This is a genomic window from Ruegeria sp. AL2, from assembly GCF_056540845.1.
This window is the reverse complement of the sequence record NZ_JBQFXM010000008.1, coordinates 85588-108303: the sequence shown is the minus strand read 5'-3', so window position 1 is coordinate 108303 and position 22716 is coordinate 85588. Positions and strand designations below refer to the sequence as shown.

Genomic DNA, 22716 nt, shown 5'->3' with positions numbered 1-22716 from the left:
TATTCGCAAACGGAGACCGAATTATGAAAGTACAGGGTGCTCATTACCGGTCAATTTGGTGGGACAAATCGGCAGGTGAGGTTCGGATTATCGACCAGCGATGGCTGCCCCATGACTTTCGGGTGGTTACCCTGAAAACGCTGGATGAATTTGCGACAGCGATCCGCGACATGTGGGTCAGGGGTGCGCCACTGATTGGTGCAACAGCCGCGTTTGGAATTGCCGAACAGATGTCCCGTGACAGCTCTGACGCTTCGTTCGACGCCGCATATGACGTATTGCACGCGACCCGGCCAACGGCTATCAACCTGCGATGGGCTTTAGACAGATGCCGCGACGCGCTGATGCCACTTGCCCCAAGTGATCGCGCTGAACGGGCCTGGGCACTGGCACAGGAAGTTGCAGACGAAGATGTCGAGATCAATGCATCGATAGGTCGCCATGGGCTGCAACTGATCAAAGATATTGCAGCCCGAAAGCCTGCAGGTGAACCGGTGCGGCTATTGACGCATTGCAACGCCGGATGGCTGGCAACGGTGGATTGGGGAACGGCGACAAGCCCAATGTATCATGCGCATGACGCGGGCATTCCGCTTCATGTCTGGGTGGATGAGACCCGACCGCGTAATCAGGGGGCGCTGACATCCTGGGAGCTTGGTGAACACAGCATTCCCCATCGTTACATCGTGGACAATGCAGGCGGTCACCTGATGCAACACGGTTTGGTTGACGCGGTCATCACCGGTACAGACCGGACCACGGCACAAGGCGATGTCTGCAATAAAATCGGTACCTACCTGAAAGCCTTGGCGGCGCGGGACAACGGGGTTCCGTTTTACGTCGCCCTGCCCTCACCTACGATTGACTGGACGGTTCGGGATGGAGTGTCGGAAATACCGATCGAAGAACGCGATACGAAAGAAGTGACCCATGTCATGGGTGTGGTTGGACAAGGGGGTATTGCCGACGTTCGCGTCACCCCGAACGGGACGGAAGGTGGCAATCCTGCCTTTGATGTCACACCAAACCGGCTGGTGACGGGGCTTATTACCGAGCGTGGCGTCTGTGCCGCCTCTGCCGAAGGCCTTGCCGGTTTGTTTCCGGACCGAGCCGGCTAGATTTACACCCCACGCGGCATGACCGCTGGCACGCTCACATAGTTCGAGAGCGAAACGTCACCTCAGGCAGGGACTGCCAGACGGTTCTCTCGGATCGGTAGATGAACGATGGCGCTGAAAGCCCCTATTGCCACACCGATCCACCAGACAAGGGCATAGTCACCATATTGGTCATACATACGTCCCCCCAGCCAGACGCCCAGGAAACTGCCAACCTGATGGCTGAAGAAGATTATGCCATAGAGTGTTCCCATGTAACGCAGACCATAGAGGTGCGCGACAAGACCCGACGTAAGCGGAACGGTGGCCAGCCAAAGTGACCCCATCACCAGCGAGAATGTAATAACGGACAACGGCGTTATCGGGAAAATGATGAACAACGCCGCAGCAAGCGTCCGACCGGCATAGACCGAGGCCAGCAGATATTTCTTGGGAAAATGACTGCCAGCCCAGCCCGCCAAAAGGGTCCCGGCGATATTGGCCAAACCAATCAGTGAAATCGATACCGCGCCAAGTGCGGACGTGGATGTGATGCCGATGGAATGCAGCACGCTGCCGGGTTGGATCGGGCCGCACATTTCGGTCACGAATGCGGGGAAGTGAGCCGTGATAAATCCCAGCTGGTAACCGCAGCTGAAAAATCCAATAAATATCAAAGCGTAAGAGGGGTCTCGGAACGCCTTGCCCAGAATTTCGCCCATGCTTTCTTGCAAAGCTGTCTTTGAATCTAGCTGAGGCGCCCGCATGAAGGGCAAGGTCAATATTAGTGCAAGAATTGCAGCGGCAAACACGACGAAGACCTGTTGCCAGGGCAGGAATGACAACAACCACTCAGCCGTCGGCGCGCCCAAAACCTGTCCGAAACTGCCCGCCGCTGTAACGACGGCCAGCGACATGGACCGATTTTCATCAGAGGACGCACGACCGACCACAGCCAAAACCACGCCGAACCCGGTTCCAGCAATGCCAAACCCCACCAGCCACGCATAAACCTGATGCCCAAGCGGTGTGACGGACCAGGCCGACAGAACCAGACCAGCAGCATAGGTCAAGGCACCGAGGACAATGGCCTTTCGGTCTCCTACTTTCTCAGCGATAGCTGCAAAGATCGGTTGACCGATGCCCCAAGCCAGATTCTGGATGGCGATCGCCAATGAGAAATCCGTGCGCAGCCAGCCAAATTCGCTGGCAATCGGAATCTGAAACACGCCGAAAGACGCGCGCACGGCAAAACTGACCGTTATGATGATGCATCCAACGAACAGGATCGGGTTCAACATGCGGGTGGATTGCGGCATAGCGACCTCGGGTAGTTTGGTCCGACGGACCGTACTGCATTTACGGATCGCGTCAATTCAACAGATTTGCGGTCACGGATAAGCAATTTTGATACGTCAGGGAAATGGCATCTTTTCAACGCGCTGGGTCACGGGTAAGGCTCTGGGTCATGACGGATCTGATTTCGCTTTACGAAGCCCGCGTTGCGGATGGAACTCTGACGCGCGACGACGCTCAAGAAGCCGTTTTGCCCCAGTTTGATCGCATCCGCGCGGCACTGGCCGAGCCGGTAAAACGAGGGTTTTTCCGCAAGGCTCCGCCAACGCCCAAAGGCCTGTACCTGTGGGGCGGCGTCGGACGTGGTAAATCGATGCTGATGGACATGTTCGTCGACACGCTGGATGAAGTCCCCGCACGGCGCGTTCACTTTCATGCCTTCATGCAGGAAATCCATGCCGGAATGCACAAGGCCCGGAAAGAGAACGTCGAAGATGCTCTGGCACCCGTGGCAAAGGAGGTGGTGAAATCCGTCCGCCTGCTGGCCTTCGACGAGATGCAGATCACTGACATTACGGATGCGATGATCGTTGGCCGCTTGTTTGACCTGCTGCACGAGGGTGGCGTTGTTGTTGTGACCACGTCGAACAGGCATCCGGACGAGCTGTATAAGGATGGGTTGAACCGGCAATTATTCTTGCCTTTTATTGCCCATATCAAAGACCAGTTGCAGGTATGGGAACTGGTATCGCCCACGGATTACCGTCAGAACAGACTAGAGGGTGCTCCGGTCTATTTTACACCCATCGGGCCCGAAGCGCGGCAGAAAATACGGGATGTCTGGAAAGATCTTGCAGGCGGTCCTGCCGATCCGTTGATATTGCAGGTCAAAGGCCGCGCTGTCGAACTGCCCGCATTTCGCAATGGTGTTGCACGGGCTTCGTTCTATGACCTGTGCGGCCGGATGCTGGGACCGGCAGACTATCTGGCTATCGCAGAAGCAATTAAAGTGCTGGTGCTTGAGGACATCCCCCGTCTGTCGAGAAATAACTTCAACGAAGCCAAGCGCTTTGTCATCCTGATTGATGCGCTCTACGAGGCAAAAGTTCGGTTGATCTGCTCGGCTGCGGCAGAGCCCGAGATGTTGTATGTCGAAGGTGAAGGCACCTTTGAGTTTGAGCGTACTGCGTCGCGCCTGCGGGAAATGCAGGACCAGAACTGGGGGAAGTAGGGGGCTCTGCCCCCGTCGCGCTGCGCACGCCTCCCCCGGAGTATTTGCGAAAAGATGAAGCTTAACCGTTTTCTCGCAGGATGTTTCCGGCAAGATAAAGGGAGCCGCAGATCAGGACACGCGCCTGTGGGTCTTGATCCGTGATTGCCTTCAACGCATCCGAAACGCTTGCAGCGACCGAAGAGGGCAAGCCAACTTTGGCGGCGGCGGCGGCGGTTTCATCGGCGCTGAGCGTGGCCGCCTCGCCCGGTATGGAGACGGCAGTCAGACTTGCAACCTGTCTGGACAGTGGCGCGAGATACCCAGTCACGTCTTTCGTGTTGAGCATACCGCAGATTAAATGCGTGGGACGTTGCGGCATTTTCGCCAGCACATCGGCCAGCGCGATACCTGCGGCCGCGTTATGCCCTCCATCCAGCCACAGTTCGACCTGAGGGGCTTGCTCGGTCAGCGGGCCGGTTTTGAGACGTTGCATACGCGCAGGCCAATCGGCATTGGATACGGCAGCCTCGTAGGCCGCGTCACCCATTGAAAGATGACGCAGAACCGCTAAGGCGGCACCGGCATTCTGGAACTGATGTGCACCCAGCAGGTTGGGTAGCGGCAGATCACGCAGCCCGGTTTCGTCCTGATAGATCAAGCGCCCGTTTTCTTCATGAACGTGCCAATGCTGGCCATGTACAAGCAGCGGTGCGCCCAACCGGGCGGCTGTGTACTCGATCACCTCCAGCGCCTCGTCTTCTTGCGGGCCGACGATGCATGGCACACCAGGTTTGATAATGCCCGCCTTTTCGGCGGCAATCTTTCCCAGGGTGTCGCCCAGATACTGTTCATGATCGATTGAAACCGGCGTAATGACTGTCACCGCCGGTTCATCAATCACATTTGTCGCGTCAAGCCGTCCGCCCAGACCGACCTCGAGCAGAGTGTAATCTGCTTTGCAGCGAGAGAAGGCCAGCAAGGCGGCGCAGGTTGTGATCTCGAAATACGTGATGTTCTCGCCGCCATTCGCCGCGTAGCACTCATCCAGAACCGCGGTCAGGCCGGGTTCCGAAATCAGTTCGCCCGCCAACCGGATACGTTCGTGAAATCGCGCTAGATGGGGCGAAGTGTAGGCATGAACGGAACGCCCTGCCCCTTCCAAGCCCGCCCGGATCATGGCCTGGGTCGAGCCTTTACCGTTGGTTCCGGCAATATGGATAACCGGAGGCAGCTTGAGCTGCGGATTGTCCAAAGCGGCCAGCAATCGCCAGACGCGATCCAAGGTCAAATCAATGATCTTGGGGTGCAGCGCCATCATCCGGTCGAGGATGGCGTCAGATGTCTTGGTGTTCATTTTTTCTCGGTCTCTTCGGCCTGAGCGACCTTGGCCGTTTCATCCGGTGCCGGTGCTGGCAGATCACCTTTGATCGCCGGTGGTTGGTTCATCAGCATCCGGGTGATGGTGATCAGCTCATCACGCATCTCGGTGCGTTTGGTGACACGGTCCAGCATCCCGTGATCCAGCAGGTACTCGGCGCGCTGGAAGCCGTCGGGCAACTTTTCGCGAATCGTCTGCTCGATAACTCGGGGACCGGCAAAGCAGATCAACGCGTTCGGTTCAGAGATGTGGACATCGCCCAACATCGCATATGACGCGGTCACACCACCGGTGGTGGGATGGGTCAGCACAACGATATAGGGCAAACTCGCTTCTTTCAGCATTTCGACGGCTACGGTTGTGCGCGGCATTTGCATCAGGCTGAGAATGCCTTCCTGCATCCGCGCACCACCAGCTGCCGAGAACAGGATCAGTGGGCGCTTTAGCTTAACCGCTTCTTGAGCGGCCGCGATGATTGCGTTGCCCACATACATGCCCATTGATCCGCCCATGAAGGAGAAGTCTTGCGCTGCTGCAACGATAGGCGTGCGCCCGATTTCGCCTTTGGCAACCAGCATCGCCTCTTTTTCGCCGGTCTTTTTCTGCGCCGCTCGCATACGCTCGGGATATTTCTTCTGGTCGCGGAAATGCAAGGGATCGTCTTTGGGGGCTGGCACTGCAACCTCAGTGAAAATACCGCCGTCGAACAGGTGATTGAATCGCTCGCGTGGGGTAATCGCCATGTGATGGTCACATTGGGTACAGACGTTCTGATTTTCCGCAAGTTCACGATGAAACAGCATCGTTCCGCACTCGTCACATTTCTGCCAGAGGTTTTCGGGCACTTCGCGGCGAGAGAAGATCGAGTTGATCCGGGGGCGGACGTAGTTTGTGATCCAGTTCATGTCGGAACCTTGGCTTGTGCGGTGTTGACGTCAAATAAGACGCCACGGGAAGAATTGCAATCAACGCCTGAGCGCAAGCCGCGCTGCCAGCCAGCATACGAACATCACAGCCAAATCCACCATCAGCCAGGGACGAAGCTGTTCGGCGTCAGATGCATCGAAGGGAAGCGAGAAAAGCGCCAGCCCGCTCAAGTTATCTGGCAAAGAAATGAACAATAATGCGATGATGTTATTGAAGAAATGCAGGGCGATAGCTGGCCCCAATGTGCCTGCGCGCGCTGTGAGATCGGATACAAACAACCCAAATATTAATGCCCAAAGCACAAACAGAATTGCATTTTCTCCTGCCATCTCCGGTGTGTAGTGGCCAGCGGCAAACAAAACAGACGGAACCCCCATCCAAATGACGGGCGATTGAAACCTGGCTGCAAGAGCTTGCTGAATGTACCCTCGAAACAGAACTTCTTCGGCGCTGGTCTGAATCAGGACAACCAATACCGAGACCGGAAGCAACAAGAGCCAAGTTGAAAATGGCAGATTCTTTGACAGAGATTCCCCCAAGCCGTAGGGCGGCAGCAAGACACCGACGGCGCCCAAGATAAGCAGGGCTTTCAGCACTTTCAGAAATTGGGCCGCAACCAGACCCCGTTGGCCAAAAATTGATCGCAAAGATCGGTGCTGAAGCTGACGCGCGGCCACTGCCACGCCAAGAATGATGAACCCGAAACTGGCCAGCATCAGAAGCAGCGCCAAAGGTGTGTTGCCTTGTAAAAGTTCCTGAGACCACTTCGCTGGGCCCAACCCCGCGATCACGGTAAAAAACACCAGGTTCAAAACGCTGACCAGCGCGGCGATCAATGCCAGCCCCAGCAAAAGACGCCAGAGTTCGGGTCTGGCGCGGGCTGTTTCAACCAAACGCGCATGAGCCGAATACGCTCTAGGCATTCTTTCCAATACCTTCCTGCGCCGTTTCATCTGTCACGGGCGGAAACATGTCTTCGGCGTTCTGGGCCACGCTGATCCTGTTTGAGAGCGTCGTCAGATAGCCTGCAACCGTCTGCAGCAACTGCATAGCGACCGAAGCATCGCTTTCAACAACGGCACGCAGCTCTTCTGCGCCGATACGCAAAAAGCTGCTATCTTCCGTTGCGACCAGATCCAGCTGCCTTGGTTCCCCTGTAATGATGGACAGGTCTCCAATGAGCCGTCCGGGTTCTATGATCGAGATTGTGCGTTTCGATCCATCCTCGTTGGACCAATCCAGTTTGGCCTGTCCTGAAATGCACAAATAAGCCGCATCCGGCGCCTGACCGCGGGAAAAGATGACTTGTCCGGCGCTGGCCTCGTACCATTGCGCCGAAAACGCCAGCAGCCGCTGGTTTCTGCCATCCAGGCCAGAAAACAGCTGCGTTGCTGACAGGATCTCGAGTTTCCGGCTCAGATCGTCCGAAGTGCTGTCCTCGTGCGCTGGCCTGCTCCGCGAGACGCCATCGATCCGTCCATCCTTGATTTCTACAAACAAGTCATAGGCTTCGGGGTGCGCAAAATGATCCTCCATGAAAATCATGATGGAATCGGGCAGCAACTCCCGCAGTTTCAGGCGCGTGCGCAACCGGCTTTCCGAGTCGTGGCTGGCCAGCGCCTTGTCCAGGATCAGAATGTCGGGGCGTTTGATGCCTGCGCGCGAAAAAGCGGCACGCTCCTGAAACACGGTTGGAAGGTTGTTGCCGCCCAGCCCGGACGGAAGGTCATAAATAATGGCCGCTGCTCGACGGCGCAGACCGGCTTCGTTCATGGCCTCTGCAACGATGTCTTCGATATCTTCGGCATGGGCACCTGCCATCAAAGATATCCGGCCATAGATCGCGTTTTCCATCACGGTCAGGCGCGGCACATAGATGTCAGGCGCCACAGACATGAACAAACCGTCCATTGCACCACGCAACCGTTCAGCCTGGGTCTTGCGGATAGCAAGGATTTTTTCCTTGTATTCCTCTGGGAAATCAGGACCGATCTGTTCTGCGGTCAGAAGGAAAGGCACTGTCAGTAGCAAGGCGCGCTCCTGATCGCTCAGCGCAGCATTCCCTTTGGCTTTGCGCCGGTCCTGGATGTCAAGCAGCCGATGATACATGTCCTTGGACATGCCAAGCCGCAGAAACAGGGGATGGTCAGCCCCATCCCGCCCAAATGTCTTGCCAAGAGTATCCATGACGGCATTCGATATGCTGATCGCGTCATCTGCAAGATCATGGGTGCTGAGCAATTGTACAAACCGCGCGTCGCCAGCCAGAATGTCTGGAGAGATGTCGCGCGACGGTGCCGCGAACAACAGGTTTCCCCCAAGCGGGACAGCCGGGTTGAACTGGTTAGGATCGAACCGATAAACATACCGATCCAGTCCTTTTGCCTTCAGCCGTTCAGCGATGGAGTCTCTCAGCCTGACTATTTCCTGTGCCAGTATCGGGTGTATCTCTGGATCAAACTGGGTGCGCAGAGTGCGCCGGAACATGAACTCGTCAATCCCCATGGCTTCCACCAGTTGGAACCACCAATCACGTATTCCATCAATATCGTCCAGACCGGCCAGTCCCGGATCGATCCACTCATCTTCCAGCGAGTCTGGTGGGTTACCGGCCCGAACAGACTCGATCTGACGACGGGACGGGGTTCTTATGGCATCTGCCTCGTGCTGTGGATGGGTGCGCAATGACATCATGAGGTTATCGCCCAAAGTCCCGTCAAACAGATACGGGCGTGAATAGGCATAACCGATCCGGGCCGCGATAACTGATTGGTGCAATTCGTCCAGCCTGTGGCCAGCTATGATCACATCGCCCTGAACAGGCAGAACCTCGCGGGTCAGCAACTGGCCCAATGCACTGCGTTCCGACGCATGGGTGGATTGAATCGCCACACGCGCGCCACGTGGGATAGTCAGATCAATATCCTCTAGAATGGTTTTGCCATCGCCATCGCGTACGGTCACATTGCGCAATTCGATATCACCGGTCAGATGCGGAATGGTTTCCGGCTCACCGATGAACAGCTCTTCGGGAATCATGTTGTCCGGGGCAAATCTTTCAGTAACCACTTCCCATCGCAGGGACATATCCTGTACCTGGTTGTAGTAGGTCAGAAGGTCTTTCCAGGGCCCGCTAAGGTCTTTGTACGCGCCCAACGCGGCAACCAATGCACCTACTGTCACCTCGCCCGTGATCGCCAGGTATCCGCCCACCGAATAAAACAAAAAAGGCGTCATCTGAGTGATCAGATTGTTCAGGAACTTCATAAAGAATTTCTTTTTGTAGATCTTGAACCGGATCTCGAACAAGGTTCCCAGCCTGTGGCTGAACTGTGCCAGACGATACCGCCAGCCGCCATTCGTGCGCAGGTCGCTGATGCCCGCCGCGCTTTCCCCGATTTCCGAGCTCAGGCGCCGAACCTCCTGAATACGGTCCTTGTTCAGCAAATTGATCTGGCGTTGCAACTTGGGGATCAACCAGGCCTGAAGCGGGATCAGCGCGATGCTTGCCAGACCGAACCAGAGGCTTTGCATGAACAGAAAGGTGACGATTGTCATCATTTGGCCGAACTGAAACACCGGTTGCGCAATCGCATCCCCCATCAAGCCGCCCATCGGCTCGGCCTCGGATGTGATCATCGAGACCAGCTCTCCTTGGCTGGTGGTCGCGAAATAGGACTTTGGGAACCGCATCGAGCGTTGAATCAGGGTATAGCGAAGACGGCGCAGCATACGTTCGGACAAGATGCCTTTCATCGTATTGATGCGCATCTTCATCAAACCACTGGCGATCACAGTGGCCAGAAATAGAAAGCACAGTATCATCAGATACTGAACTTGAGACACTGTGATGCCCCAAACTGTCACCGTGTCGCCCGGCGCACCAATAGCGTCATTGATGATTTGTTTCGGCAGCTCCAGCGACGCATATAGAAAAGGGAAGGACAGGACCGTTAGCAGCAACAGGACAAGTTGCTGTTTTTTCGAATACTTCCAAATAAAAGAAAATAATGTGGGCTCCATAACCTGGCCTTATCGATAGCTGAACTGACGTTTGGCTGTTCTGGGGTAACCCATTTTCAGGAAACAGACGGTAAGCATTGACCCGACGTATTGCAAGAATTGACGGCATCAGCCCCCCAATCCGGCACCTATCTTTTTTACGCTTACCCACCAACCAGAAAACGTAGCGCTCAAGTAGTGTTTTTGTGATTGCGGGTTTATTCTTACTCATTTCTTTGACTAAAGAAGGACATTATCGGACGAAGAGACCATGCGCAGGATTCTGGATCGCTATATTCATCGCCGGACGCTCGGCCGCTGGAGCCGGGCTGTGCGGCAGGCGCCAGATTCGGCGCAAGCCGATTTGCGATTGAAACGCGATCAGGCGCGCACTCTGCGTGGACAACTGGATCGCCTGATCCAACTGGCGGATGCGCGCCTGCTCCGTCCGAAAATAGGATCAACTCAGTTTCACCGGCCTGTCGGCACCGACTGGAGCTGGCGGCCCGGACTTTGGCGCGCGCCGTTGTTGCAATCCGGCATGGCCTCTGTTCCCCGTAGAACGGTTATGGACGATCAGGTCAGCTTGTTTCACGACTGCCCATTGACCGAAATCGTCGTGCGGCAAATCCGCAACCGGGGGGCAAGTGATCTGGCTCCGTTCAGTCTGGAGGTCGAGGTCTTTGGTTTCGAGGGGTCGTTCCTGTCTGTATCGATCGACTTGCCGCGTGAGGCCGCCCGCGACCTGACACGCGAGCATCTGATCCGGTTAGAAACCCTGATTGACTGCGAAAAACCATCGGGTGTGTTCGCACGTCTCAATGTTCAGCACGGACCCAACATGGAGCAGGTTTTGCGGCAACTGAACCTTTCTGACGCCGTGAACGCAGTTGAGTTTGACTTGGCTCACCTGCCCCTGAATGAACGCAGGATCGAAAAGATCTGGCTGGATCTTATTTTTGAAAAACCGGAAATGAACTGTATGAGTGTGCGAGACCTTACGTTTTGCCGTTTCCATCGCGCCGACTTGTGAGACGATCAAAGATGACACAAACATCCCTGACCTTCATTCGGTTCGAAAACGGTAATTGGCACGGTCATGTTGAGGCCGAGCGGCAACCGGGATTGGAGGTTCGATATCTGGGGAAAGCTCTGGAGGGAGTTGAGCTTTCGCCTGCAGACAACGGATGGGACCTGAATGTTCCGGTACCCGTGACAGCCCTGTCCGAAGGCGTGCACAGCTTCGTCATAGTCGACGCAGACGGTGTTGAGAAACTTGGGAGTTTCTCCATTATTGCAGGAGAACCAGCCGCCGATGATCTCAGGGCTGAAGTGGACCTTTTGCGCGCGGAGCTGGATATGCTGAAACGCGCGTTCCGACGGGTAAGCCGAGGAGACGGCTGAAACGCTTGCGAAGTCCGATGATCCATTCAGTTATGTGCACTAAGCGCGGTGCCTGCATATTGCGCTGCTGGATGATGAAATAATATCCCGCGAGCCAGAAAGAAAAGGGCCGCGTTGTACGCGGCCCATTGGTTTGGTTATTGGGACGGCCCGTGCGGGGTGAACGCTGACAAGCCTTTGAGGATGTCTATGGCATATGCCAGTTGATAATCCTCTTTCCGCAGCTCGGCCGTGGCTTCGGCCCTTGCGCGATCTTCCTCAATCTGGCGAACTTCATCCTCGCTCAGGCTGTCATTGTTCAGGCTGCCACGCAGGTCAGCTTCGGACCGGGTCCGCACATTACTCTCATCCTCTTCTTGTGCAGGTGCCGGGCGAGGCTGCTCAACAATGATGTCTGGACTGACGCCAAGGGCCTGGATTGAGCGTCCTGATGGCGTGTAATAGCGCGATGTGGTCAGGCGCATGGCACCGTCACCGCGCAGTGGCATGACCGTCTGCACGGATCCTTTACCAAAGCTCTTGGTGCCCACGACGATAGCGCGGCGATGATCCTGCAACGCACCGGCCACAATCTCGGACGCCGAGGCCGAGCCGCCATTGATCAGCACCACAATCGGCTTACCTTCGGCCAGATCCCCGGGGGTTGCGTTGAACCGCTCACCTTCGTTCGGATCACGGCCGCGCGTAGAAACGATTTCGCCTTCGTTCAGGAACGCGTCCGACACTTTGATCGCCTGAGTCAACAGGCCACCTGGGTTGTTGCGCAGGTCCAGAACAAAGCCGTTCACTTTGTCGATGCCACCCGCTTCGGCAATCTGCTCCTGCAAGCCTTCTTTCAGGTTCGGGAAGGTCTGGTCGTTGAACGTGGTTACACGCAGCACGACACTGGTGCCTTCGGTCCGTGCGCGCACAGCGGTCAACTTGATTGTGTCACGGATAATAGTGACGTCGAAGGGATCAGGTTCACCCTCACGTACGACGGTGATGATAATTTCGGACCCGACCGGGCCGCGCATCAGGTCAACCGCTTTGTCCAGCGTCAGGCCCAGAATGCTTTCACCGTCCACATGGGTAATGAAATCCCCGGCTTCGATTCCGGCTGCGTCGGCGGGGGTATCGTCAATGGGTGAGACGACTTTTACAAAGCCTTCTTCCTGCGTGACTTCGATACCCAACCCACCAAACTCGCCCCGGGTCTGCACGCGCATTTGTTCGGCATCGTCAGGAGAAAGATAACTCGAATGCGGATCAAGTGATGTCAACATGCCGTCAATCGCCGCCTCGATCAGTTCTTCGGGCTCAACCTCTTCGACATACTGTGCACGGATACGTTCAAAAATGTCGCCGAACAAATCCAGCTGTTCATAGACGCTTGCCTTGTTCTCGGCCTCCTGCGCCAGCAGGGGTCCTGCGATCTGAGTTGTTGCAAGAATACCTGCCACAGTTCCAGCCAGACCGGCCACCACAAATTTCTTCATACGCGTTTATCCATCCTTGTCGGTCCGAAACCACGATTCCGGGTCCACGGGGCGATTATCTTCTCTTACCTCTATATAGAGCGTTTCTGAGCGGTCAGTTCCAGTGCCATCACTGCTTGTTGACAAAATTGCGCCGATTTCCGGCATTTCACCGGGCATCAAGCCAACCGGTGTGCCCTCCGGGATCACCTGACCTGGCTGGCCATAGACCTCCTGCAAACCGGAAAATACGAACAAAAGACCCGATTGAGGCTCAAGGATGATTAGGTTCCCCAGGTCCAGCAGCGGCCCGCGATAGCGAATTGTCGCCGCGGTGGGCGAGGTGACCAAGGCGCGCGGGCGTGTACCCACAATCAGGCCGGGGCGCGTGACACCGGCGGCGTCCGTTTCACCGGCCTTGTGCAGCAAGATTCCCTGTACCGGCATTGATATCCGGCCTTTCCTGTCCAAGACACTGGCATTGCTGTCGAGGATCTCTCCCTCCGAGATCTCGGACAGACCACTTGCAAAGCCATCCAGTGTTTCGGTCGACGAGATCAAAATGGCCGTACGCACCGGGTCTTCCACGAAACGGCGGGGCAAATCCGTGCGGTCGGCGATTGCCTCGCTCAGACGGGTACGGGCCTCCTGAACGCCCGTTAGACCCTCTGTCAAAGTTTCCGAGGCCTTTTTCTGCAAGACACGCAATGTCTGCACTTCATTCAGGTCCTGCGCCAGTTCCTGCGCGCTGGCGTTCAGGCCAGGGGTGACCTCGGACAGTATAATACCTGCACGGGCCGCCCCCAACGGGCCGGACGGATGTAACATCAAGACGGGTGGTTCGGTCGTTTCAATGGTTTGCAGAACACCAAGCAATCGCCGGATTTCCTTTTCGCGCGCCCTCAATTCGGCACTCAATTGCGCCTCGCGGGTTGCCGCTTGGCGCAATCCCACCCGCATCGCGCCCAACCCGGCCTCATAGGCATGGATCGTCTCCGTAAGAGCATGGACCCGGTCCCGGGCGCTTTCGGCCTCGGATAACGCGATGGACGCCTGTTCGAGCATCTGCGCTGCGTCCAAAGCGGCCTTGGAGGCGTCTGGCTGGGCCAGTGCCGGCAAGGCTAAAAACAGACACACTGCCAGAGCAGCCATTTTCATGACAGCAGGCTTTCCCCGGTCATTTCCGGCGGTTTCGGCAATCCCATCAGCTCAAGCAGGGTCGGGGCAAGATCGGACAAACGTCCTTGGCGCAATTTCGCACCTTCAGGCCCGCCAAACAGCGCCACGGGAACAGGATTGAGCGTATGGGCCGTGTGCGGGCCGCCGGTCACAGGATCGACCATGACTTCGCAATTACCGTGATCGGCCGTGATAATCATCGCTCCCTTGACCTTTTCAAGAGCCGCAATGACTTGCGCCAACCCCTGATCGACGGCTTCACACGCTTTGATCGCAGCATTCAAATCACCTGTATGACCAACCATATCGGGATTGGCATAATTTGTAACAATCAAGTCATACCCTCCTTCGATGGCTTCGATAAATTTCGCCGTAACCTCTGCGGCCGACATTTCGGGCTGTAGATCGTAGGTCGCCACTTTCGGCGAGCTCGGCATAAAGCGATCCTCGCCTAGTTCGGGCGTCTCCTTACCGCCATTCAGAAAGAACGTAACATGCGGGTACTTCTCGGTTTCAGCTAGTCTAAACTGCCGAAGCCCTTGCTTGGCGACCCATTCGCCCAGCGTATTCACAATCGAGCGCTTTGGAAAAACCGTGGTCATGTAAGCATTATGTCCATCGGAGTACTCGACCATGCCCAGCAGTGCTGAAAGCTTCGGGCGCGGTCCTGTCGCAAACTCGGAAAATCCTGGCTCTCCGATGGCGCGCAGAATTTCACGGGCACGGTCGGCGCGAAAGTTCAGGCAAAAGAAACCATCGCCATCGTTAATACCGTCATACCCCGTCAATACGGTTGGTGTGACGAACTCGTCAGATTCGGACTGGTTATAGGCGTGATCAACCGCGCCATGGGCACTGCTTGCTGTTCGGCCCTGCCCGTTGACCATTGCAGCATACGCTTCACTGACACGCTCCCAGCGATTGTCGCGATCCATGGCAAAGTACCGCCCGCTTACGGTGACGATGCGTGCGTTTTCGGGCAAGCGTTCTTCCAACTCAGCGATGTAAGTCAGAGCTGACCTTGGCGCGACATCACGCCCGTCCGTCACTGCATGTAGTGCAACCGGGACACCGGCATCCGTTATGGCAGTGGTTGCGGCAACGATATGGTTCAGATGACCATGCACCCCACCATCCGAGATCAACCCCATCAGATGCGCAGTGCCGCCAGCGGATTTGACGCTGGCGATGAAAGCTTGCAGCGCTTCGTTTTCGAAGAAAGTCCGGTCTTCAATGGAAAGATCAATCTGGCCCAGATCCATGGCGACCAAACGCCCTGCACCGATATTGGTGTGCCCGACCTCTGAATTTCCCATCTGTCCGCTTGGCAGACCCACATCGGGGCCGTGGGTGATCAGGGTTGAATGCGGACACTCAGACAGGATCGCGTCAAACGTCGGCGTGTTTGCCAGATAGGGTGCGTTGGCTTTTGTGTCCTCGGACAGGCCCCAACCATCAAGAATGCACAGGACAACAGGTTTGGGGGTGGCCATTGATGTACTCCGTTTTCTGCTCTTGGGTCACCTTCTATCCTTTGGACTTCAACGGGTGAACCACCTTTGCAATGATGAACAATTTTAACCGACACAGAGTGTGTTAGTCTTTTAGATAGCACCGGAATGGGCGCGTCTTGCGATTGCGGTATTTGACGGTCAGGTCCAACGGCGCATCGTTTTCATCATAAACGCCCAGAACAACACCCCTGCCCCGACTTTTGGTTCGCATTTCAATCAATTGCTGCTCGGACCGGGTTGTGCGCTGTGACGCCCGCCGCGTCCAGGCGAACAGGTGCTCGTACATTTCAGCGATTACACCGGCATGTTCCGCGCTGTCACCCAGATCGTTCAACTCATCAGGGTCGTTTTCCAGATCGAACAGGATTGGCCGGTACCCACCTTCACAATGGATCAGTTTCCATTTCTTGCTTGCGGCCATGAACATCACCGCATCGCGGACCGACACGTCCAAAACATTTGCGATTGGTGAAGCCGAGTAGTCATATTCGCAGATCACCACATCGCGTGGCAATGCGTCCTTCTCCCCATAGAGAATAGGCAACAGGGAGTGACCTTCCAGAATATGCGTCGCCACTTCCCCGCCAGCCGCATCGACAAAGGTCGGTGCAAGGTCGATGGATTCCACAAGCGCATCGCTGACGGTACCGCGTGTCGCGTCCGCCTCGGGCGACGGGTCATAGATGATCAACGGCACCCTGGTGGAGGCGTTGTGGAAGAAGGTCTTTTCCCCCATCCAGTGATCGCCCAGAAAATCACCATGGTCTGATGTCAACACGATCATCGTGTTTTCCATCCGCCCGGTTCTCTCCATCCAGTCCAACAGGCGGCCCATCTGGTCATCTGCTTGCTTGATCAGCCCCATATAGGCTGGGATAACCGCCTCACGCACGTCCTGCCGCGAAAAGGTCTGGCCGATCTTTGTGTCCATGAAGGCTTTAAGCACGGGATGCGCATTCTGACGTTCCGCCTCGGATCGCACCACAGGCAGCACATGTTCCGGTCCATACATCGAGGCGTATGGGTCCGGTACGATGTACGGCCAATGCGGCTTGATAAAACTCAGATGACAGCACCACGGGCCATCATGCGTTTCCATGAACTCTATCCCGCGACCGGTCAGATAGGGCGTTTCGCTGTCTTCCTCGGCAATATTAGCGGCTTCGGGTGAATTCTTCAGAAACCAGCCTGACAGAACGTCGCCATTCGCATCCAGCCCGGAATTGGCAAAGTCATGCCAGGGATTGTCGCTCTCATACCCTTTGGCCTTTAGGAATTTGTTGTATTCATTTGCCCCTTCCGGGTCATAATACCCATCCGGACCTTCGGGCAGCATACCGTCATCCCGTTCGTACACGTCGAACCCACATTCGGCGACGCGGGCCCCGATCAGGCTGTCAGGCTCCAAGCCCAACCTCGCCATCCCTTCGGCATCTGCACGCATATGAGTTTTGCCAACCAGCCAGCAATCCATCCCCGCCTTACGCAGGTGATCGCCCATTGTAATCTCACCGACTTTCAACGGAATTCCGTTCCACGACGCCCCGTGAGAATGCACATAGCGCCCGGTATAAGTGGACATGCGGGAGCTGCCGCAGATCGGTGATTGGATATAGGCGCGGTTGAAGCGCACGCCTTTGGCTGCCAGACGATCGATATTTGGGGTATGCAGATGCGGATGGCCGTAACAGCTCAGATAATCCCATCGCAGCTGGTCGAACATGATGAACAGGATGTTTCTTGCCTTGGCCAAGTTGACGCCCTTCCCCACAAGTCACGAGGACCTAGTTAGCCATTTCTATCCGCAGAGCGAAGCAAAACCTGCGTCAGGCCTGGCGGTCCATTTGCTCCAGCATCTTCTTGGCACGTTTGCATTGCAGCTTGTCGCGCAGTGGGCTGTCGGGGTCGATGTCTTTTTGGCAAACAACGCATTTATCCGCGCCCGAGATCGCGTTTAGACCACCGCAGCTGCCTTTGATGGTCTTGCCCATCAGCATGACACCCAATGACATGCCCACCATGACGAGAGCGAGAAGAATGAAGGCCAGAATAAAGGTACTCATCTCAGCTCCAACAGTCAGTTCGATCCCAGCGCGTCTTTGAACGCTGTGCTATGGGCAGTGATATAGGCATCTTCGCCGCCTGTCACATCCCGCGAGATGAAATACACTGCAAGTTTATGCTCCTCTGCCAGAGCTAGCCCTTTTTCCTGCCCCAAGGCCAGCATGGCTGTTGCCCAGGCATCGGCCATCATCGCGTTTTCGGCCAGCACGGTGACCGAAGTGGTGCGGTGCGTGATCGGACGGCCTGTTGTCGGATCGATGATATGCGAATATCGCACACCATCTTTTTCAAAGAAATTCCTGTAATCGCCCGAACTGGCCATGCCCCTGTCATCCAAAGAAATGATCAACTGGATGGTTTGCGAACCCGTTTCAGGTTTTTCGATACCAATGAGCCACGCTTCGCCCTTGTCATTCTTACCTTTGGCCACAAGATCGCCGCCAATTTCAACCAGATAGTTTTCGATGCCAGCGGCCTGCAAGGTTTCCGCAACAGCGTCAATTCCATAGCCTTTTGCAATCGCGGACAGGTTAATGCCTACACTGGCGTTTGACTTGGCAAGCGTACCAGCATCCGTATCGAGCGCTAGCAGGCGTTCTTGACCTACACCATTCAGCGCGGCGTTGATATCCCCATCTGATGGCACCGGGTCTTCGGGCTTGCGTGGGCCAAAACCCCAAAGTTCGATCAGAGGGCCGAGGGTTACGTCGAAAATGCCACCGGATTTCGAGTGCACTTCGTTCGCTGCCGAAAGAACCAGCGCGAGTTCGTTGGACACAGGCATCGGATCTGTGCTGGTCGATGCGGAAAAAACAGAAACTTCCGAGTTCGGATCCCAGTTGGACATCTTGGCATTCACTGCTGCCAACTTATCACTGACGGCCGCGGCCAGTGCGTCTTTGTCAAGGTCCTCGCCAATTGCGGTGATATTGTAGGTCGTGCCCATTGTCTCGCCGGACAGACGAACTTCTTCGGGTTCCTTGTCAAAAAGACAGCCTGAAAGAAGGGTGAAAAAGGCCAGTACGGGCAAAAGACGCATTGGGCGTTCTCCGGGACATTCTTTGCCCGGCATATGACAGCGGTCCCCGCCAGAGTCAAATTGGCATTACAGTTTCAATGGAAGGAAACCCAACAGCAGAAGACCAGTTCCAGCCGGAATTCCGAACAACCACGCGCGTTTCCGCCACCCGGGCTTCTGTTGCTTCCACGCCATACGAAAGTTGTGACCGCACACAACAGCCGCAAAGAAGATCAGCGCGGCAACCGGGGGCGTAAGATAGAGTTCATTCAAAGGCTTAAGCTCCCTCTGCTGACCTGCGTTTGGCCAACTCGTGCAATTGCACCCTATACAGGTCGTTTAGCTGCGCTAAAGTGAAAGGGAAAGACTTTGCAAGAACCATAAGGAGATTGCTCATGGCCCCAACTTCTTATCAGTCGCCGTCGCGCGGTGACAAGGCTGACAAGACAACCTACAGCCAATCAGCGGAATCAAACCTGTCGCATTCGCAGACGACCGTGGCCAAACTGCTTGAGGGTAAAGGGGATGCGGTGTTCTCGGTGCGACCTAATGATACCATCCATTCGGTAGTGAACACGCTCAAGGACAAGCGAATTGGTGCTGTTCTGGTGACCGATCAGAACGGGGCATTGAAAGGAATTTTGTCGGAACGCGACATCGTGAGGCGCATGGCCGATACGCCGGGACAGACCCTGCCACAGTCGGTCGAAGACCTGATGACCAGGGATGTAAAAGCCTGCATGCCCGAGGATACGCTGAATGACGTGCTGAAGACCATGACCGAGGGACGTTTCCGCCATATGCCGGTTCTGCGTGATGGCAATTTGTGCGGTGTCATCACTATCGGTGACGTAGTGCATTTCCGCCTGAGGGAATTGGAGTATGAAGCGCTTCGCATGAAGCAGATGATCGTAGGCTAGTTTCAACCGGTGGAAAGAAACCCGATGCTACCGCTGTCTAATTCAACGGCAGTTAATCTGCCCGAGGCAAAGGCACCGGTATCAATCGACACAACCCGGTTTTTAACCCGGGGTTGGTTTACAATTGTATGACCGTGTACAACCCATTGCGCGTCGCTGCGTGCAAGCCGTGGAAACATCGGATGACCCCATAGACAGATTTGGCGATCCTGGGATTGAATGGATTGCCGCGGATCAAGCGCCGCGTGGACAAAGGTGACGTTGCCGCTGGTCCAGGTCAGCGGCAGATTTGCAAGCCAGTCCAGCAAGCTGTCGCCCATCTTGTGCCGCAGACGCTCTGCCAGTTCAGGCAGATGCTTGCCACTGTGCAACTCGTCGGGACATACGAGGCCGAAAGATGCCAGAGTTTCCGCTCCACCGTTATGAAACCAAAGCCTGGCGTAGCGTTCCGGTTCGTTTACAAATTGCAGCAGCATCTCTTCGTGATTGCCAAGCAAGCATTGCACCCGCCCGTCTGACGCTTCACTCAGGTGATGCAAATGCCGCAGTACCTGCGCGCTGTATGCCCCCCGGTCGATGTAATCGCCCAGAAAAACCAGCGGGCTTTGATCGTCGAGTCGTGGCAAAACCGCCTGAAGCAGATCAAGACGACCGTGAATATCGCCGACAGCTGTCACTTTTTCTGCTGGTGCCACGTCGCATGGCATCGCATTGGAGCTTTCCCTCGCCGCGGATTGGAACCGCCGTCTGATCCAGTCTTTCATCATGGCATTTGATCCCTACCCGCCCCGCTCGGTGGTCGCAATCAACAACTGTTTGAATAGGCAAAGTGTTGACCACGAGCCTTAGATTGTCCGATATGCCCGCAGGATGTTCGCAAGCAGTTGATCTGATGATTGGATCAGCCTTCCAGCCAGCGATGAATTTGCAGTGAGTTCTGAGGGTTTTATGAAACGAGTATTGATTACAGGTTCTGCCGGGTTCATCGGATTCCATCTGGCCAAGTTGCTTTTGGCAGAAGGGTTTCAGGTACACGGCTACGACGGGATGACCGACTATTATGATGTGACCCTGAAACAGCGTCGACATCAGATACTGCTTCAAACCTCAGGATTTACGGCAACTGAAGACCGTTTGGAAAACTTTGATCGGCTTGTGCAGGTCGCTGAGGAGTTTCAGCCCGATGTCATCGTACATCTGGCCGCGCAGGCTGGCGTGCGGCACAGCCTTGAATATCCCCGCAGCTATATCGAGTCGAACGTTGTGGGCACGTTCAATGTGATGGAAATTGCGCGTCAGCATAAGGTGGAACATCTTTTGATGGCGTCGACCTCATCGATCTACGGTGCAAACGAAGACATGCCGTTCATCGAAACAGAAAAAGCCGACACCCAACTGACGATCTATTCCGCCACCAAAAAGGCGAATGAGGCGATGGGGCATTCCTATGCCCATCTGTGGGATTTGCCGACCACGATGTTTCGGTTTTTCACCGTTTACGGCACTTGGGGGCGCCCCGATCTGGCCTATTTCAAGTTCGTCGCTGCGATACTGGATGGCAGACCAATAGACATCTACAATCATGGCGATATGTATCGCGACTTCACGCATGTAGAAGACCTTGTGCGCGGGATCAGGTTGCTGATCGATGTTCCACCGGTTCGCCCGATCAGCCGCGCGGATATCGAAGACGGTGACAGCTTGTCGCCAGTTGCACCGTACCGCATCGTCAACATTGGCAACGGAGACAAGGTGCGTCTGATGGATTTCATAGAAGCCATCGAAGAGGCTGTTGGCCAGAAAGCGGTCAAAAACTTCATGCCAATGCAGATGGGCGATGTTCATGCCACCTGGGCTGACAATCGGCTGTTGCAGCAGCTGACGAATTATCGCCCGCAGACCGACTTGAAGGACGGCATTGCCCAATTCGTCGCCTGGTATCGGGACTATTACGGAAAATAGGTCGACCTGGTGCCGGAATGAAAAAACCGGCGCACTCAGCGCCGGTGTCATTATTTACCCGCCAAAATCGTCGAGCATGATATCTTCGCGATCCACGCCCAGATCCAGCAGCATGTTGATAACCGACTGGTTCATGATTGGCGGTCCACACATGTAGTATTCGCAATCCTCAGGTGCCGGGTGGTTCTTGAGGTATTCTTCGAACAGAACGTTGTGGATGAAGCCGGTATATCCTTTCCATTCATCCTCGGGCTGGGCGTCCGACAGAGCGACGTGCCATTCGAAATTGTCGAACTCTTCCGCCAGCTGATCGAAGTCCTCGACAAAAAACATCTCTTTCTTGGATCGTGCGCCGTACCAAAAACTGATCTTGCGGTCGCGGTTCTCAAGGCGTTTGAGCTGGTCAAAGATGTGGCTGCGCATCGGTGCCATACCGGCGCCACCACCGATGAAGACCATTTCCTTCTTGGTTTCACGCGCGAAAAACTCGCCAAATGGACCCGAAATAGTGACTTTATCGCCCGGCTTCAGGTTGAAGATGTAGGACGACATCTGTCCCGGCGGAATTCCTTCTGAGCCCGGAGGCGGTGAAGCTACCCGGACGTTAAGCATGATCATGCCCTTTTCATCCGGATAGTTGGCCATCGAATAGGCGCGTTCGATCGGTTGTGTCACAACCGACTCATATTGCCACAGATTGAAGCGATCCCAATCCTCGCGGTATTCTTCCTGCACGTCGAAATCGGTGTATTTCAACTGATGAGCGGGCGCTTCGATCTGAATGTAGCCCCCGGCACGGAATTTCACGTCCTCTCCTTCGGGCAGGTCCAGAGTAAGGGCCTTGATAAAGGTCGCAACGTTGTCGTTCGAGCGAACGGTGCATTCCCATTTCTTGACGCCGAAGACCTCTTCTGGAACTTCGATTTCCATGTCCTGCTTAACCGCCACCTGACAGGACAGACGGTCGCCACAGGATGCTTCGCGCTTTGTAATGTGACTTTCTTCGGTCGGCAGGATCGAACCGCCACCCGAATGCACTTTCACGCGACACTGGGCACAGGTACCACCACCACCGCAGGCTGACGGGACAAACAGTTTTTCGGCCGCCAATGTTTGCAGCAGTTTGCCACCCGCCGGAACCGAGATAGTCTTTTCACCGTTGATGGTGATGTTGACGTTGCCGGTTGACACCAACTTTGACCGAGCAGCCATAATGATGGCCACCAGCGCCAGAACAATCAGGGTGAACAGGACAACGCCGAGCGAAAAGGTTTCCATTCTCTCG

19 protein-coding genes are annotated in these 22716 nt (G+C 55.5%); 6 read left to right on the top strand and 13 right to left on the bottom strand.

The annotated features are described in order from the left end of the window. The first annotated feature begins 23 nt into the window (after positions 1-23). Positions 24-1118 (top strand): S-methyl-5-thioribose-1-phosphate isomerase, encoded by a 1095-nt coding sequence (gene mtnA / locus ACR0ID_RS12155; protein WP_480605723.1) that lies wholly within the window; start codon positions 24-26, stop codon positions 1116-1118. Positions 1119-1180: 62 nt separating this feature from the next. On the opposite strand, the gene ACR0ID_RS12150 is transcribed toward mtnA, so the two are convergent. Then, positions 1181-2416, bottom strand: coding sequence for an MFS transporter (locus tag ACR0ID_RS12150; RefSeq protein ID WP_480605720.1), 1236 nt, complete (start codon positions 2414-2416; stop codon positions 1181-1183). Between the two features lie 149 nt (positions 2417-2565). Here ACR0ID_RS12150 and zapE point away from each other — a divergent pair, with 149 nt between their 5' ends. Further along, positions 2566-3624 carry a cell division protein ZapE gene (gene zapE, locus ACR0ID_RS12145; protein WP_480605718.1) on the top strand — a complete coding sequence of 353 codons (1059 nt, stop codon included), beginning with the start codon at positions 2566-2568 and terminating at the stop codon, positions 3622-3624. A 61-nt stretch (positions 3625-3685) separates the two neighbouring features. Here the strand turns inward: zapE and ACR0ID_RS12140 are convergent, their stop codons facing one another. From ACR0ID_RS12140 to ACR0ID_RS12125, 4 genes are read right to left on the bottom strand one after another with little or no spacing between them, the layout of a single operon-like run. After that, complete coding sequence (locus ACR0ID_RS12140; protein WP_480519908.1) at positions 3686-4960, bottom strand: bifunctional folylpolyglutamate synthase/dihydrofolate synthase; 1275 nt, start codon at positions 4958-4960, stop codon at positions 3686-3688. Then, positions 4957-5889 (bottom strand): acetyl-CoA carboxylase, carboxyltransferase subunit beta, encoded by a 933-nt coding sequence (gene accD / locus ACR0ID_RS12135; protein WP_480605715.1) that lies wholly within the window; start codon positions 5887-5889, stop codon positions 4957-4959. Before accD ends, ACR0ID_RS12140 begins: the two co-directional genes overlap by 4 nt. Before the next feature lie 60 nt (positions 5890-5949). Next, positions 5950-6834 (bottom strand): CPBP family intramembrane glutamic endopeptidase, encoded by an 885-nt coding sequence (locus ACR0ID_RS12130; RefSeq protein ID WP_480605712.1) that lies wholly within the window; start codon positions 6832-6834, stop codon positions 5950-5952. Further along, a complete protein-coding gene (locus tag ACR0ID_RS12125; RefSeq protein ID WP_480605710.1) occupies positions 6827-9934 on the bottom strand; it encodes an ABC transporter transmembrane domain-containing protein in 3108 nt (1035 codons plus the stop codon). Before ACR0ID_RS12125 ends, ACR0ID_RS12130 begins: the two co-directional genes overlap by 8 nt. 250 nt (positions 9935-10184) lie before the next feature. On the opposite strand from ACR0ID_RS12125, the gene ACR0ID_RS12120 reads away from it, so the two are divergent. Further along, positions 10185-10946: a DUF6478 family protein gene (locus ACR0ID_RS12120; protein ID WP_480605707.1), complete on the top strand. Its 762-nt coding sequence runs from the start codon at positions 10185-10187 to the stop codon at positions 10944-10946. Positions 10947-10957: 11 nt separating this feature from the next. After that, complete coding sequence (locus tag ACR0ID_RS12115; RefSeq protein ID WP_480605704.1) at positions 10958-11317, top strand: hypothetical protein; 360 nt, start codon at positions 10958-10960, stop codon at positions 11315-11317. A 137-nt stretch (positions 11318-11454) separates the two neighbouring features. On the opposite strand, the gene ACR0ID_RS12110 is transcribed toward ACR0ID_RS12115, so the two are convergent. The 6 genes from ACR0ID_RS12110 to ACR0ID_RS12085 all read right to left on the bottom strand — a co-directional run bounded on the left by ACR0ID_RS12110 (position 11455) and on the right by ACR0ID_RS12085 (position 18570). Continuing rightward, entirely contained in the window at positions 11455-12795 is a 1341-nt protein-coding gene (locus ACR0ID_RS12110) for a S41 family peptidase (RefSeq protein ID WP_480494176.1), read from the bottom strand. Positions 12796-12801: 6 nt separating this feature from the next. After that, the gene (locus tag ACR0ID_RS12105) at positions 12802-13932 is read right to left on the bottom strand and encodes a murein hydrolase activator EnvC family protein (RefSeq protein WP_480554919.1); all 1131 of its coding nucleotides are present in this window, start codon (positions 13930-13932) and stop codon (positions 12802-12804) included. Further along, positions 13929-15446, bottom strand: coding sequence for a 2,3-bisphosphoglycerate-independent phosphoglycerate mutase (gene gpmI / locus ACR0ID_RS12100; protein WP_480605700.1), 1518 nt, complete (start codon positions 15444-15446; stop codon positions 13929-13931). Before gpmI ends, ACR0ID_RS12105 begins: the two co-directional genes overlap by 4 nt. Before the next feature lie 103 nt (positions 15447-15549). Continuing rightward, entirely contained in the window at positions 15550-17220 is a 1671-nt protein-coding gene (locus ACR0ID_RS12095; protein WP_480605697.1) for a sulfatase-like hydrolase/transferase, read from the bottom strand. Positions 17221-17293: 73 nt separating this feature from the next. Further along, positions 17294-17530, bottom strand: coding sequence for a (Na+)-NQR maturation NqrM (gene nqrM, locus ACR0ID_RS12090; RefSeq protein ID WP_267366293.1), 237 nt, complete (start codon positions 17528-17530; stop codon positions 17294-17296). 14 nt (positions 17531-17544) lie between these two features. Next, positions 17545-18570 (bottom strand): FAD:protein FMN transferase, encoded by a 1026-nt coding sequence (locus ACR0ID_RS12085; protein WP_480605694.1) that lies wholly within the window; start codon positions 18568-18570, stop codon positions 17545-17547. A 374-nt stretch (positions 18571-18944) separates the two neighbouring features. Between ACR0ID_RS12085 and ACR0ID_RS12080 the strand changes: the two genes are divergently transcribed. Beyond that, complete coding sequence (locus tag ACR0ID_RS12080) at positions 18945-19469, top strand: CBS domain-containing protein (protein WP_480477180.1); 525 nt, start codon at positions 18945-18947, stop codon at positions 19467-19469. Positions 19470-19471: 2 nt separating this feature from the next. Here the strand turns inward: ACR0ID_RS12080 and ACR0ID_RS12075 are convergent, their stop codons facing one another. After that, entirely contained in the window at positions 19472-20236 is a 765-nt protein-coding gene (locus ACR0ID_RS12075) for a metallophosphoesterase family protein (RefSeq protein ID WP_480605691.1), read from the bottom strand. A gap of 181 nt (positions 20237-20417) precedes the next feature. Here ACR0ID_RS12075 and ACR0ID_RS12070 point away from each other — a divergent pair, with 181 nt between their 5' ends. Beyond that, positions 20418-21431, top strand: coding sequence for an NAD-dependent epimerase/dehydratase family protein (locus ACR0ID_RS12070; RefSeq protein WP_480519886.1), 1014 nt, complete (start codon positions 20418-20420; stop codon positions 21429-21431). A gap of 54 nt (positions 21432-21485) precedes the next feature. Here ACR0ID_RS12070 and nqrF read toward each other — a convergent pair whose 3' ends face one another. Next, positions 21486-22709 carry an NADH:ubiquinone reductase (Na(+)-transporting) subunit F gene (gene nqrF / locus ACR0ID_RS12065; RefSeq protein ID WP_480477174.1) on the bottom strand — a complete coding sequence of 408 codons (1224 nt, stop codon included), beginning with the start codon at positions 22707-22709 and terminating at the stop codon, positions 21486-21488. Positions 22710-22716 lie beyond the last annotated feature (7 nt).

Excerpts from the sequence above, each read along its gene's own strand:
- ACR0ID_RS12125 (WP_480605710.1), bottom strand. The coding sequence starts at position 9,934 with ATGGAGCCCACATTATTTTCTTTTATTTGGAAGTATTCGAAAAAACAG.
- ACR0ID_RS12140 (WP_480519908.1), bottom strand. The coding sequence starts at position 4,960 with ATGAACACCAAGACATCTGACGCCATCCTCGACCGGATGATGGCGCTG.
- ACR0ID_RS12075 (WP_480605691.1), bottom strand. The coding sequence starts at position 20,236 with ATGATGAAAGACTGGATCAGACGGCGGTTCCAATCCGCGGCGAGGGAA.
- ACR0ID_RS12070 (WP_480519886.1), top strand. The coding sequence starts at position 20,418 with ATGAAACGAGTATTGATTACAGGTTCTGCCGGGTTCATCGGATTCCAT.
- ACR0ID_RS12115 (WP_480605704.1), top strand. The coding sequence starts at position 10,958 with ATGACACAAACATCCCTGACCTTCATTCGGTTCGAAAACGGTAATTGG.
- ACR0ID_RS12150 (WP_480605720.1), bottom strand. The coding sequence starts at position 2,416 with ATGCCGCAATCCACCCGCATGTTGAACCCGATCCTGTTCGTTGGATGC.
- ACR0ID_RS12105 (WP_480554919.1), bottom strand. The coding sequence starts at position 13,932 with ATGAAAATGGCTGCTCTGGCAGTGTGTCTGTTTTTAGCCTTGCCGGCA.
- mtnA (WP_480605723.1), top strand. The coding sequence starts at position 24 with ATGAAAGTACAGGGTGCTCATTACCGGTCAATTTGGTGGGACAAATCG.
- ACR0ID_RS12110 (WP_480494176.1), bottom strand. The coding sequence starts at position 12,795 with ATGAAGAAATTTGTGGTGGCCGGTCTGGCTGGAACTGTGGCAGGTATT.
- ACR0ID_RS12085 (WP_480605694.1), bottom strand. The coding sequence starts at position 18,570 with ATGCGTCTTTTGCCCGTACTGGCCTTTTTCACCCTTCTTTCAGGCTGT.
- nqrF (WP_480477174.1), bottom strand. The coding sequence starts at position 22,709 with ATGGAAACCTTTTCGCTCGGCGTTGTCCTGTTCACCCTGATTGTTCTG.
- ACR0ID_RS12120 (WP_480605707.1), top strand. The coding sequence starts at position 10,185 with ATGCGCAGGATTCTGGATCGCTATATTCATCGCCGGACGCTCGGCCGC.
- accD (WP_480605715.1), bottom strand. The coding sequence starts at position 5,889 with ATGAACTGGATCACAAACTACGTCCGCCCCCGGATCAACTCGATCTTC.
- nqrM (WP_267366293.1), bottom strand. The coding sequence starts at position 17,530 with ATGAGTACCTTTATTCTGGCCTTCATTCTTCTCGCTCTCGTCATGGTG.
- zapE (WP_480605718.1), top strand. The coding sequence starts at position 2,566 with ATGACGGATCTGATTTCGCTTTACGAAGCCCGCGTTGCGGATGGAACT.
- gpmI (WP_480605700.1), bottom strand. The coding sequence starts at position 15,446 with ATGGCCACCCCCAAACCTGTTGTCCTGTGCATTCTTGATGGTTGGGGC.
- ACR0ID_RS12080 (WP_480477180.1), top strand. The coding sequence starts at position 18,945 with ATGGCCCCAACTTCTTATCAGTCGCCGTCGCGCGGTGACAAGGCTGAC.
- ACR0ID_RS12130 (WP_480605712.1), bottom strand. The coding sequence starts at position 6,834 with ATGCCTAGAGCGTATTCGGCTCATGCGCGTTTGGTTGAAACAGCCCGC.